Source organism: Desulfobulbaceae bacterium, from assembly GCA_013792005.1.
Classification (GTDB): Bacteria; Desulfobacterota; Desulfobulbia; order Desulfobulbales; family VMSU01; genus VMSU01.
Genome location: VMSU01000168.1, coordinates 1 through 13381, shown reverse-complemented (window position 1 = coordinate 13381; position 13381 = coordinate 1). Strand labels below are relative to the sequence as shown.

At 51.1% G+C, this 13381-nt stretch carries 12 protein-coding genes; 7 read left to right on the top strand and 5 right to left on the bottom strand.

What is annotated here, in order from left to right; genetic code table 11:
• Nucleotides 1-344: 344 nt before the first annotated feature.
• Complete coding sequence (gene htpG / locus FP815_10680) at nt 345-2210, bottom strand: molecular chaperone HtpG (protein ID MBA3015401.1); 1866 nt, start codon at nt 2208-2210, stop codon at nt 345-347.
• A 203-nt stretch (nt 2211-2413) separates the two neighbouring features.
• On the opposite strand from htpG, the gene FP815_10675 reads away from it, so the two are divergent.
• The gene (locus FP815_10675; GenBank protein ID MBA3015400.1) at nt 2414-2986 is read left to right on the top strand and encodes a manganese efflux pump; all 573 of its coding nucleotides are present in this window, start codon (nt 2414-2416) and stop codon (nt 2984-2986) included.
• A gap of 67 nt (nt 2987-3053) precedes the next feature.
• Here FP815_10675 and FP815_10670 read toward each other — a convergent pair whose 3' ends face one another.
• On the bottom strand, nt 3054-4289 hold the full coding sequence (locus FP815_10670) for an LL-diaminopimelate aminotransferase (protein ID MBA3015399.1): 1236 nt from the start codon (nt 4287-4289) through the stop codon (nt 3054-3056).
• Between the two features lie 359 nt (nt 4290-4648).
• Here FP815_10670 and FP815_10665 point away from each other — a divergent pair, with 359 nt between their 5' ends.
• From FP815_10665 to FP815_10655, 3 genes are read left to right on the top strand one after another with little or no spacing between them, the layout of a single operon-like run.
• A complete protein-coding gene (locus FP815_10665) occupies nt 4649-5494 on the top strand; it encodes an ABC transporter substrate-binding protein (protein MBA3015398.1) in 846 nt (281 codons plus the stop codon).
• Nucleotides 5491-7671, top strand: coding sequence for an EAL domain-containing protein (locus tag FP815_10660; GenBank protein ID MBA3015397.1), 2181 nt, complete (start codon nt 5491-5493; stop codon nt 7669-7671). Before FP815_10665 ends, FP815_10660 begins: the two co-directional genes overlap by 4 nt.
• Before the next feature lie 42 nt (nt 7672-7713).
• Nucleotides 7714-8103 (top strand): HEAT repeat domain-containing protein, encoded by a 390-nt coding sequence (locus FP815_10655; protein MBA3015396.1) that lies wholly within the window; start codon nt 7714-7716, stop codon nt 8101-8103.
• Nucleotides 8104-8197: 94 nt separating this feature from the next.
• Here FP815_10655 and tusE read toward each other — a convergent pair whose 3' ends face one another.
• On the bottom strand, nt 8198-8518 hold the full coding sequence (gene tusE / locus FP815_10650) for a TusE/DsrC/DsvC family sulfur relay protein (protein ID MBA3015395.1): 321 nt from the start codon (nt 8516-8518) through the stop codon (nt 8198-8200).
• Between the two features lie 163 nt (nt 8519-8681).
• Complete coding sequence (nadB, locus tag FP815_10645) at nt 8682-10325, bottom strand: L-aspartate oxidase (protein ID MBA3015394.1); 1644 nt, start codon at nt 10323-10325, stop codon at nt 8682-8684.
• 118 nt (nt 10326-10443) lie between these two features.
• On the opposite strand from nadB, the gene FP815_10640 reads away from it, so the two are divergent.
• Nucleotides 10444-11064, top strand: a complete 621-nt coding sequence (locus FP815_10640) for an HAD-IA family hydrolase (GenBank protein MBA3015393.1) — start codon at nt 10444-10446, stop codon at nt 11062-11064.
• 58 nt (nt 11065-11122) lie between these two features.
• Here the strand turns inward: FP815_10640 and FP815_10635 are convergent, their stop codons facing one another.
• Nucleotides 11123-11314: a CooT family nickel-binding protein gene (locus tag FP815_10635; GenBank protein ID MBA3015392.1), complete on the bottom strand. Its 192-nt coding sequence runs from the start codon at nt 11312-11314 to the stop codon at nt 11123-11125.
• 479 nt (nt 11315-11793) lie between these two features.
• On the opposite strand from FP815_10635, the gene FP815_10630 reads away from it, so the two are divergent.
• On the top strand, nt 11794-12213 hold the full coding sequence (locus tag FP815_10630) for a CoA-binding protein (GenBank protein ID MBA3015391.1): 420 nt from the start codon (nt 11794-11796) through the stop codon (nt 12211-12213).
• A 68-nt stretch (nt 12214-12281) separates the two neighbouring features.
• Nucleotides 12282-13381: hypothetical protein (locus FP815_10625; GenBank protein MBA3015390.1), on the top strand; the 1100-nt coding region annotated here is incomplete at its 3' end.

The window sequence follows — 13381 nt, the reverse complement described above, 5'->3', positions numbered from 1 at the left end:
ATACATGATCCAAGGTTTCAAACCATAAACTGACTAACTCGTAGTCGGTAAACGACAAAGCCGATGGCAGGGAGAGCAAGTCCTAGTCATCGGCTTTTTTCCTGAAGAGATGAAAGATGTCATCTCACCACCATAAATATTCCAGAAATCCTCAATAGTTGATCTTATTACTGTAAGTCAACCACTCCAAACGACGACAAACCGATAGTTTATTGTCAAATGGGAGACCGGAAAGTTCATGGCTTGTTTTGTAAAGTCCCGCCGGCTCACCCCTCAGAAAAGTATAAGCCGGCGAGATCCTAAATGACCGGGGGGGTTACGCGATCCCCCCCGGTCATTCATCCCTACCCTTTCACCGCCCGGGCCAAGATCTGATAATTGCGATCCACCATGGTCCTCGGTTCAACCATCAAACCGGCCTGCACCATGGCATTATCGTGGATCTGTTCGACGATCAGACGGGCCAGGGTCTCATCCTTAACCCGCAGGTCGGCGAGATCCTTGATCAACTGGTGACCGGTGTTGATCTCAAGATTCTTGGCCCCGAAATCTCGGGGACCGTCCGGACTCGATGCCCGCATGATCCGCTCCATGGAAGCGGTCATGAAGCCGTCGGGATTGACGATGATGGCCGGGCTGTCTACCAGCCGCTTGGATTCACTGACCTCTTTCACCCGTTCGCCCAAAACCTCCTTCATCCATTTGGTGAGTGAGGTGGCGATAGCTGTATCCAAGTGGTTCTTGGCCTCTTCTGCTGCCGCCTCTTTATCTTCAGGAAGTTTTAAATCGGCACGATCAGCGGAGACCAGCTTCTTACCGTCAAACTCGCCCACGTGGCTGAACACGAAGTCATCAATCGGCTCCATAGTGTAGATGATCTCAATGTGCTGCTTCTTAAAGGCATCCAGATACGGACCGGACTCGATGGCCGAACGGCTCGGCCCGTTAATGTAGTAAATCTCCTGCTGGCCCTCCTTCATCCGCCCCACGTAATCGGCAAGGGAGGTCAGGGTTCCGGGTTCCGAAGTCGACGACTCAAAACGCAGAAGCTTGGCGATTGATTCCCGGTGAGTAAAATCGGTGGTGGCACCCTCCTTGAGAAAAAAGCCGAAGGTCTTCCAAAACTCGAGATAGGTCTCGGGGGAGTTTTTGGCCTGCTCCTCTAAAAACTTCAAAAACTTCTTGGTCACCACCTTGTTGATCTTAAGAACCAAGGTATTGTCCTGCAAGGCTTGGCGGGAAATATTCAAGGGCAGGTCTTCGGAGTCGATAACCCCGCGCAGGAATCGCAACCACTCCGGCAGGATCTTATCGCTGTGCTGTTCGATCAAGACCTTCTGGCAGTACAGATTGACACCTGGGTCCATCCGGCCAAAACCCATCTTCTCAAAATTCTCCTTGGGCACAAAGAGTAAGGCATGGATGGCCAATGGCGCATCAGCCGAGAAGTGGAGACGCATAAGAGGTTCATCATAGGCGTTGCCGACGAATTTATAAAAATCGGAATACTCCTCGTCCTTGATCTCGGAAGCCCCTTTGGTCCACAGGGCCTGGACCGTATTCACCGTCTCGCCGGCCACCTTGATCGGGAAGGGCACAAAACTTGAGTACTGCTTGATAATCCGTTTGATCGTCTCATCTTTCGCGTAATCCTTCGCTGCCTCGGTCAACTCAATGATCAGCTTCGTGCCGCGATGAAGGCCAGGACACGGGCTGACGGTATAGCTGCCGGTGCCGTCGGAACTCCATTCATGGCCAGGATCACCGATCTGATAGGAGCGGGACTGTACCCGAACCTGCTTGGCGACCATGAAGGCCGCATAGAAACCGACCCCGAACTGACCGATAATATTAACGTCCTTCTGAGCGCCCTCACTCAGGCTGGTAAGAAAGGTCTTGGAACCAGAATGGGCGATGGTGCCGAGATTGGCGATCAGTTCATCACGGGTCATGCCGATACCGGTGTCGATCAGAGTGATGGTGTTCTCCTTTTCATCGACGGCAATGTTGATCTCCAGGGGTACGTCCTTATCAAAGATCTCCTGATCGGTAAGATTGAAGTGGCGCATCTTTTCCAAAGCATCGGCGGCGTTCGACACCAACTCCCGCAGGAAGATATCCTTCTCCGTGTAGAGGGAATGGATGACGATATCGAGCAGTTTTTTGGTCTCGGATTGAAACTCAAGGGTTTCGGTACTTGCAGTTGTCATTTGCTACCTCATTGTATTTCTGTTAAAGGGGGAATCGTAACCACGCGGTTGGTTTGGTGGGCGATGCCCATCCTACGCATGATTGTACTGGTACAACGTATATCAATTTGGGGCGAAAACTAATCATCAAACCCCAATTGTCAAGGCGCGGGGCGTCAGACGACACATCTTATCCTGATTTTCATCATCACTCATTCACTGTTATGGACCTGACAACCATCTTTGTTATCGCGATAGCGCTGGCCGTTGATGCCTTTGCCGTGGCCCTTGCCGCCGGGATCTCTTTGCCGTGGGTTGGGCGTCGCCACACCTTCCGGCTGGCCTGGCACTTCGGACTGTTTCAGGCAGGGATGAACATTATCGGCTGGGGGGCAGGGTTGACGATACGGACCTACATCGAACGTTACGATCACTGGCTGGCCTTTGGGCTTCTGGCCTTTGTCGGGGGGCGAATGATAATCGAGACGCTGCAACTTGAAAAAGAAGATGAGAAGGACCGCAGGGACCCGACCAGAGGACGAACCCTGGTCATTCTCTCCCTGGCCACCAGCATTGATTCCCTGGCAGTGGGCTTAAGCTTCGCCGTGCTCAAGATTTCGGTATGGTTCCCAGCCCTGGTGATTGGCATCGTGGCCAGCGTGCTGACCGCCGCAGGTCTGCACCTCGGGCAAGTGGTAGGCTCAGCCTCCCGGCTAGGCGCCAAGGTGGAGGTTGCCGGAGGCCTGGTGCTGATCGCCATCGGCATCCGGATACTGCATGACCATGGAGTATTTTAAATTACGAATTACGAATGCGTGAAAGTTCCCGATCAATTCGTAACTCGTAATTTCTTATTGATAACTCCTACTTTCCCCACTTGACCCGAATACGGCTGATAGCCTCAATCACGTTCGCCCTTCCGCCAAAGGCTGAAAGCCGGAAATACCCCTCGCCGCTGGGACCAAATCCACTGCCGGGGGTACCGACCACATGACACTCAAAGAGCAGTTTGTCGAAAAAATCCCAACTCTTGATTCCATCTGGGGTCTTAAGCCAGATATAGGGGGCGTTGACCCCGCCATAACAAGTGATTCCTGCCTCTTCCAGTCCCTGGCGGATGAGGCGGGCATTCTCCATATAGAAATCAACCGTCTCCTTGACCTCAGCCCACCCCTCATCAGAGTAGACGGCTGCTGCCGCTTTCTGCACCGGATAGGAAACGCCGTTAAACTTGGTGCATTGACGACGGTTCCACAAGCGGTTGATAGCAATCTTTTCGCCCTCGGCAGTGGTGGCCATCAGGGCCTCTGGAACCACAGTCAAGCCGCAGCGCACCCCGGTAAACCCCGCGGTCTTGGAAAAAGAACGGAATTCGATGGCACACTCTTTGGCCCCATCCAACTCATAAATCGAGTGAGGAATACCGGGCTCAGTGATAAACGCTTCGTAAGCGGCATCAAAAAGGATAATCGCCTGATTCTCTTTCGCGTAATCAACCCAGGCCTGAAGTTGCGCCTTGGTGGCCACGGCACCGGTAGGATTGTTAGGATAGCAAAGGTAGATGATATCGACTTTTTCAGCAGGAAAGGCCGGAGCGAAATCATTTTCTGCTGTACAGGGCATATAGACTAATCCACGGTAATACCCTTTTTCATCGGCCTCGCCGCTTCTGCCGATCATCACATTGGTATCGTTGTAGACCGGATAAACCGGATCGCAGATCGCCACCCGATTGCTCAGATCAAAGATATCAAGAATATTGGCGGTATCGCATTTCGAGCCGTCGGAAATAAAGACCTCACTGGCCTTAAGCTCAACCCCCAACGGGCGGTAAGACTTATCAATGATAGTATTGATCAGCCAGTCGTATCCCTGCTCCGGGCCATAGCCGTGGAAGGTCTCGGCACGACCCAGATCGTCAATTCCCTGATGAAAGGCGTTGAGTACGGCTGGGGCAAGGGGACGGGTAACGTCACCGATACCAAGGCGAATAACCTTGGCCTCCGGGTTGGCATCGGTAAAGGCCTTAACCCGCCGGCCGATCTCCGGAAACAGGTAGCCAGCTTTAAGCTTCAGATAATTATCGTTCAATCGTGCCATGGTTGTCCTCAACGCGGTATGATAAAAAAAGCAAGTGGGCAGGGCAGAGACCCTGCCGCTTTGGTACCATGAGCAAATGAAGGCCGTCAAGGCAAAAACTACATTTGCGGTGGTTTCCGGGTCCATGCCACAGTACCAGCCACTCCTAAAAAATTCCTTGAGCCCCTACCAGTAAAATATTTCTGTATAAATGCGGTTGCACTATTTTTTGAGAAATCAGCAATCCTTTGATTGACGGCAACCCCTCTATTCGATAGTCTATACAAGACATGGATATAGGTACAATTGCTCATCCACTAACATTACGAAAATGAGTCTCATCCGGTTTAATTCCCGTTCCATCGCAGGAGGTAGACACCATGTTGCGCAGTGTAACAAAAGGATTCGTGCTCGGAGCTATCCTCATAGCAAATCTCATGCTGCCCCTCCCTGCTTGTGCCACCACTCCGATCCGTATCAATGGCACAGGAAGCGGCCTCCACATGATGAAACCTCTGCTCGAGGCCTACAACAAGACCCACCCAGAGGCTCACTTCGAGATGGATAAGGCGCTGGGTTCCTCAGGCTCGATCAAGGCCCTGCTGGCCAACGTCCTGGATATTGCGGTGTCAAGCAGGCCGCTGAAACCCAAAGAGGCTCAAGCTGGCGCCAGAGTGTCACCCTATGGTCAAACACCACTGGCCCTTGTTACCCACAAAGATGTCACTGTAACAGAACTCACCACCCAGGAACTGGTGAATATCTACGCTGGAAAGACCCTGAACTGGCCCGATGGCAATCCCATCCGAATCATCCTTCGCCCACAAGAGGACTCCGACACCAAAATTCTGAGCCAACTCTCCCCCGAGATGAATACCGCTATGATCAGTGCGCAATTACGACCAGGTATGACCATCGCCGTGACTGACCCAGAGTCCATTGCCGCCATTGCCAAAACGCCGGGGGCTATTGGAACTTCCGGCCTGACCGGAGTTATCGTCGAGCAGCTCCCTGTAAACGTGATCCGTCTGAACGGAGTGGAACCTACCCCGAACGCTCTGACCACACACAGCTTTCCCTTAAGCAAACCCCTGGATATTGTTACATTGCACACCCTGTCTGAAGCTGCCAAACAATTTTTGACCTTTGTCTACTCGCCTAAAGGAAGAACGATTGCCGAAGCCGCAGGGGTAGAAGTTACCGCCGGGGAGAAATCACCCTGGTGAATGCTCAATTCTCAGCCGTATCACGGGTCACGTCCCTGATTGCCGGGGTTATTGCAACCGCCATCACCCTCCTGGCCCCCATTGGGTATTTTTATGTTTCCCGGAACTCTGTCCTAAGCAATATAAAGACGGACAACGAACTAACAGCAAACGCCATCACCGGGATAGTTACTGCCAACCCAAAAACCTGGCCCTTCCAGGATCTCAGAATTTCAGAGATCTTAGCCCGCCGAGCCCGACCAAACACCTTTGAAAGTCGCCAAGTCCTGGACTCCAAGGGCTTAGTGGTAGCCGAATCCATCGGCGACGTACCGTGGCCGACTATCAGCGATTCCCATGACATCTACGATGCAGGTACCGTCGTGGCTCGGATTGAGCTTATCCGCTCCCTACAGCCAATTGCCATCCGGACCTTGATCATCGCGGCAGTATCTCTGACCCTCGGGCTCCTCGTATTTATTATCCTGCGCATTATTCCCATGCGAGCGGTCAGGCGGGCCTATGGGCAGCTCTCGCAGAACGAACTCCGCTACCGCTCCCTATATAATTCCATGCGGGAAGGACTTGGCCTCTTCGAACCTGTCTATGGCGCGGATAAGACAATAAAGGATTTTCTTTTTCTCGATGTCAATCCTGCCCTTGAACATATCCTCGGCGCAGAAAAAAATGCCCTCGTCGGGACCAGCGGCGCTCACCTTCTAAACGGGGCGCTGCTCAATTATTGTACCGATATCGCCTCTGCCATGAACCACGCCACGACACTTCACATTGAAGCGACCGACCAGGATGCAAAAAAGTATTACGATGTCAATCTCTTTGCCCCTACATCCACAACCTTTGCGATCCTCATCGAAGACATAACCGACAGAAAAATTTCAGAAAAACAGATCCATACGCTTGCCTACTACGACCAATTAACTGAGTTACCCAACCGTTTTCTGCTGATAGACCGGCTGGAACAGCTCCTTGCCCAATGCCGGCGTGACAACAAGGGTGTGGCTCTTCTCTTTCTTGATCTGGACCGCTTCAAGCACATCAATGACACCTTAGGGCATGCCCTTGGAGATCAACTGCTCATTGCTGTGGCAAAACGACTTTCGAAAGGACTCCGTAAATCAGACTCCATCGCCCGATTAGGTGGGGACGAATTCGTGGTCCTCATCTCCTTCTCGGATGAAGGGGCAGGAATCACTCACCTGGCCAAAAAGCTGATCAACGCAATTGCTAAGCCGTTCATCATTGCAGACCATAAGGTCTTTTCAGGGACCAGCATCGGTATTGCCACCTTCCCTTCTGACGGCTGCGACAGTGAAACGCTCCTTAAAAATGCTGACCTCGCCATGTATGCCGCCAAAGAAATGGGCCGCAGCAGCTACTGTTTTTTCACTGCCGAAATGAACAGCAAGGCCCATGTACGGATGGAAATGGACGCCAAGATGCGCTACGCCCTGACTCATGATGAGTTCTTTTTAGTGTTTCAGCCGGTTATGAACATTACCACCAACACGATGACAAGCGCCGAATGCCTGATCCGCTGGCGTGACACCTCCGGCAAACTGATCATGCCAGGTGATTTCATCCCCTTGGCGGAAGAGAGCGGTCTGATCATCGCGATTGGCGAATGGGTGATCAAGGAAGCCTGTCACGCCCTGAAGACCTGGTCAGAGGCGGATCTGCCGCCGGTTAAAATCTCGATCAACGTTTCAGCCCGACAATTTTCCCAACACAATTTCCTTGATTTCCTGATTTCAGTTATCGACTCGACAAACATTGACACCCACTTTCTCGAGCTTGAGCTGACGGAAAGCTCTTTGATGAACGATCCGCATCTGGTAACCGAAACCCTTGATCAATTCAAGGCCAAGGGACTCTCTCTCGCCATTGATGACTTCGGTACCGGCTATTCTTCCTTAAGTTACCTGTCCCGTTTTCCCATCGACCGGCTCAAGATAGATCGCTCGTTTATCAGAGAGCTCATCACTAACACCACAGACCAAGCCATTGTTGAGGCAATCTTCGCCATGGCCGACAAACTAGAAATTGAAGTGGTAGTTGAAGGGGTGGAGACCGCAGATCAGGTTGCATTCCTTCAACCTCTCGGCTGCCACTATATCCAAGGCTATTATTTTCACCGCCCATTGGAAGAGGAAGCCTTTTTGAAGCTTCTAACCCGTTAAAGACTTGGAAGTTTACAACGTACCACCTAAAAGGGATTGCACATGGATAAAAGCAACACCGAACAACTTACAATGGTTATTACCGATTTCCTGGAAATTGGTCATGTAGACAATATTATCGCCATGTTCAAACAGGATCATACCTGTTTGACCTTGACCGGAGCCTTAATTCAAGATGAGCGTTTCAAGGTGAGGATGGGAATGGCCGTGTTGTTCGAGGATCTGGCCACCGCCCTGCCGAAAGAAGTTATGTCGTTGGCAGTCCCGTCGCTACTGAAAGCGATGGAGCATCCCGCCGCCTATGTCCGCGGAGATGCCGCATATCTCCTGATGACGATCAGAAGCTCGGAGGCAATGGATGCCTTGGCCCGCTTCCAACACGACCCCGATCCACAGGTTGCCGAGATAATACGGGAGGGCTTGGGATGGTAGGATTTTTTAGATCTGAAGAAACTGTGAAAAAATGAGTAAAAAAAAGGGGTGACCGACAAGGCCACCCCTTTTTTTTACTGAATAAAGCGATAAATCAAACGCAACCAGTCGGCTTCGGAAGGCCAGCCATCTTACAAGCTCCCTTACCAGGTCCTGACGGGAACAACTCGTAGATTCTCTTCAAAGGGAATCCAGTGGTCTTGGACAGGATACGTACCATCGGAGCGATACCGTTCTTCTTGTAGTAGTCCTGAAGGGTGTTGATGACTTTGTTGTGCTCGTCGGTCAACTCGGAAATACCTTCAACACTCTTTACGTACTCAACCCAACCCTGGTCCCACTCTTCCATACCCTTGGTCAAGAATCCATCTTCGTCCACGTTGTAGGACTTGCCGTTATGCTCTATTGTGGCCATGTTACTCCTCCTCTCTTTATGTTAATAAAAGTTCCATGCTACAAAAATTCCCATTTTGTAAGATGTTGTTTGATACTATAGCCCCAACCATTTGTCAAGATCCTATCACCGGAAAAATGAAGGGAGACTCATTTTTTCTTCTTCTCTTGGCTACGTCTTAATTTCATGGCCCAATCGGAAAAAACTCCGTCGTCTGATGCTGGCAAAGAACTGTATATTTCCTCCACTCCCGGTCATTAGCAAAAGGGTGGTCCACATTATAATGAAGCCCTCGCGACTCCTTACGTATTCGGGCAGAAGTGACAATAAGCTGGGCCATGGTGGCAATGTTTCGCAACTCGATCAGATCCGGCGTCAGGAGATAATCTTGATAGTGCTGATCAACCTCCGCCAGAATAGGAGCCAGTCGCGCTTGGACCAAGTTAAGACGTTTATCGCTGCGGACAATCCCGACGTAATTCCACATCAGACGTCGGATCTGATCCCAGTTGTGAGTAATCAGGACACACTCCTTGATTCGGGCCGCACGGCCGGAAGACCAGGCAGGCAGAGATTGAAAACGACGACCTCCGACCTCGGGCCAGTCAATCTGACATTGGCAAAAGGCCTGATGAGCGAAAACCACCGCCTCAAGCAACGAATTACTGGCCAACCGGTTCCCACCATGCAGCCCGGTGCAGGCGGTTTCACCAAAGGCAAACAGACCGGGAATTGAAGTCCGGGCATGGGCATCGGTCAGGACGCCGCCGCACATATAATGAGCCGCTGGCACGACCGGAATCGGTTGCTTGGTTATATCGATACCGAAGGAGAGGCACGTCTGGTAAATATTAGGAAATCGGGTGCGGACAAAATCAGCCGACTGATGGGTGATGTCGAGAAAAACCGAATCATCGCCACTGGCCTTCAACTCACTATCAATGGCACGAGCCACGGTATCTCTGGTAGCAAGGTCGCCACGAGGGTCGTATTTGTCCATGAAGGTTATGCCTGCCTTGTCGATCAGTCGCCCGCCCTCTCCCCGTACCGCCTCGGAAATCAGGAAATTCTTGGCTTTGGGATCGAAGAGACAGGTTGGATGAAACTGAACAAATTCCAGGTTCGCAACCTTGGCTCCGGCCCGATAGGCCATAGCCACTCCGTCACCGGTCGCGATGTCCGGATTGGTGGTGTACAGATAAACCTTACCGCAGCCACCGGTACACAGAACCGTTGTCTTGGCCTGAAAGGTATGGATCTCACCACTCATATTGTCAAGTACGTAGGCGCCCAAACACTGTTCGCCGCCGTACTCACTCATCAGACCTGCCTTTGAGGCAAGGAGCAGATCAACAGCGCAGTGGTTTTCAAGAATAGTGATATTGGCAGAACCGGCAGCAGAGGCCAGAAGACAGCGCTCGATTTCATGCCCGGTAAGATCGTACGCATGGGCAATCCGACGGGCCGAATGTCCGCCTTCACGGGTCAGATCAAGATGGGAACCATGATCATTGCGATTAAACGACACCCCAAGATCAATAAGTTCCCTGATCCGCTCCGGCCCGTTTTCAACCACCATCCGCACAATCTCTTCACTACATATCCCAGCCCCTGCCTTAAGGGTGTCCTGGACATGACTGGCAAAACTGTCATCATCTGAGAGAACGGCGGCGATACCTCCTTGGGCCAGATTTGTGGCGGTGTCGATCCGCGACTTTTTGGTAACGAGAGTCACCGACCCCAAAGTCGCGGCCTTCAGGGCAAAAGACAACCCGGCAATGCCACTGCCAATGATCAAAAAGTCGGAAACAAATTCCTTCGTCGTCATTTTTTTGTTTGTGTTTTCTGGTTTTTGGATCATTAATGACCAATCACGGTGATTCCATTCACGACCACAGTGAGTCTGAGGACAAGTTCCCACTGAAACTACGATAAAGGAACCGACTATGTCACGTTTACACCTGGTAATCTTTGACTGCGACGGGGTGATGTTCGACTCCATCGCCGCCAACGAAGCCTACTATAATGACATCCTGGCCCACTTTGGCCACCCACCCATGGATGAAGACGAGCTTCGCTACGTCCATGTCCGCCATGTCGCGGATTCGATTCGCTACATTTTTCGCAACCACCCGGCAGACTATGCGGCGGCAGATGCCCACCGTCTGACACTCGACTACTCCCCCTATCTCAAGTTCATGCGCATGGAACCAGACCTTCCGGAGTTCCTCACCTTTCTTCGTCCTACCCGCCACACGGCAATCAGCACCAACCGTTCCACCACCATGGCCTCAGTCCTTAAGATCTTTGGCTTGAACAGCTACTTTGACAAGGTGGTAACAGCCCTTGATGTCACCCACTCTAAACCCCATCCTGAGGCATTGCACCAGATTTTTGCCCACTTCAACCTTCGTCCCGATGATGCAATCTATATTGGTGATTCGCAGGTCGATCTGGAACACACCCAAGCCGTAGGAATGCGAATGATCGCCTTCAAGAATCCAGAACTGGCAGCCGATTATCACGTCAACAGCTTTATGGAAATCACCGCTCTGCCGATTTTTTGATCCCGGGTCTCTCGCTAATTATCAGCGTCACCCTCGCCACACTGCCCGCAAAGAGTGATTAGCAACTGGTCAACACCACCACACCCTCAAGAAAATCAATTTCCTTGACCATCACTCCTGGGACCAGCCGCGGAGCATCAAAAAGAGCATTGATACTAACCCCTTCCGCCGACACCTCAAGTCGGGCAACCGCATCCATAATTTTCTCCTGAGTTCCATTGGTTTTCAAAATTACACTCATCTGACACATGGCTTTCTCCTCATGTTTGTATTGCGCAATATCCCTTATATTATTAACTACACAGGTTAACGGTAATCAGTTATCGGTTTACGGTTAAAAGAATCATGGTTAGACATAAATCATCGCATGATACTCAATGTCAGTGTGTCCTCAGCCATTGGCAGGACCCAATCACCGTCAACTGTCAACCGTAAACCGACAACCTGAGCAGTTATTCTTATTATTGATTATTGTTAGAAATCTTCTTCCAGGTAAAACGCAAAGTCACCTCAGCGGATACTCTTTGCCTTTTACCTTGTTGGCTCCATTATTACATCAACTTTACAAAAAGTTGACAGCCGTTACCGGTTAACGCTACTGTTAGTATATATCCAGTTAAATATTGTACAGAGTTTATCATCTTCCCGGTAAAGACAATACCCACTCCTTAAATAATACCTTAACGGGAAACCGCCACTTATCCACAATAAATCTCAGGGGGAAAACATATGATCCCAATTGTATCGGGTCAAGATACAGATCTTGTACGAATACTTCGCGAAGCAAATACCATCGCGGTCGTCGGTCTCTCCCCCAAGCATGAGCGTCCCAGCAATCAGGTCGCAGCGTACCTACTGGCCGCAGGCTATCACGTTATCCCTGTCAATCCGGGACATACTCAGATCCTTGGCCTCCAGACGTACCCAGACCTCGCCTCAATCCCGGTCCCAGTTGACATCGTCGACATCTTCAGAAATGCGAAAGAGGTCCCTGCCCTTGTCGAGGCCGCCATCGCCATCAAGGCCAAGGCGGTGTGGATGCAACTTGGAATAATCCATGAAGAAGCGGCAGCCAAAGCGAGAGCGGCGGGACTAATCGTGGTCATGAATCGTTGCCTGAAGATCGACCACCAACAGTTCGGTCGATGAAGGATAACTCCTCCTCATGACTCCAACACAAACGGATCACACACTGATTATGACCAAGGCGAGCAGAGATGATCGATAGCACGCTGTTGTCATCAATCATGGTTGGATTTGGGGCAGGCTTCCTGCTGGTATCGATCCTGATCAGCAAAGGCGTCTATAGCATGGTCCCCAAAGGCTTACACGCCAAATGGCTGACCTTGACTGGCCTGATGTGTTTTTTTCTCATCGGCTACCTCGGCTTCATCATCATTCAGCATACCAACATCCCCTTCCCGGTAGAACTTCTGGTGGGCGCGGTCTTCATGGGTGGAGCTTTCTTTGTTTTCCTGGTCATAAATCTCTCCAAACACACCATCGTTAAGCTGCGTAATCTCAATGACAACCTGGAGCACATCGTAGCCCGGCGAACCACCGACCTGGTCAGCGCCAATCAGACCCTGCAACAGGAAATCATTGAGCGAGAGCAGACAGAGGCAAAGCTTGAGGAGGCCAAGTCTGCAGCAGAAGCGGCCAATAGAGCAAAAAGCGAATTCCTGGCCAATATGAGCCATGAAATCCGCACCCCGATGAATGCCATTATCGGCTTCACCGAGATCCTGCTCAAAAATGATAACCATGCCCAACGGCATGACTACCTGGCGCTGGTGCAGAACTCCGCTAATCGACTGATGGAACTCATCAACGATATCCTGGATTTTTCCAAAATAGAAGCACAGAAAATCGAGCTGGAAACCATCCCCTTTGACCTGGAAAATCTGGTCCAGACCACCATGAAAATGTTGGCGGTCAAGGCCCATGAAAAAAACCTTGAGCTGGTGCTGGACATCGCTCCGGAAGTACCAAGGATGGCTTGCGGTGATCCGGGCAGACTCCGGCAGATCTTAGTCAACCTGATCGGGAACGCGATCAAATTCACCGAACAAGGCGAGGTGGTGATCCGGACATCTGTGAGCGACAAGGATATTGAACTTCCGGTACCGATGAAAAAAGATCAGCTTTTAATCCACTTTACAGTCCATGATACCGGTATCGGCATCCCGCCAGAACAGATCAAGGTCATTTTTGAATCGTTTACCCAGGCGGATGGTTCCGTTAGCAGGAAATATGGCGGCACAGGTCTTGGACTTTCGATCTCAGCGCGGCTCGCCATTTTGATGGGGGGCGATAT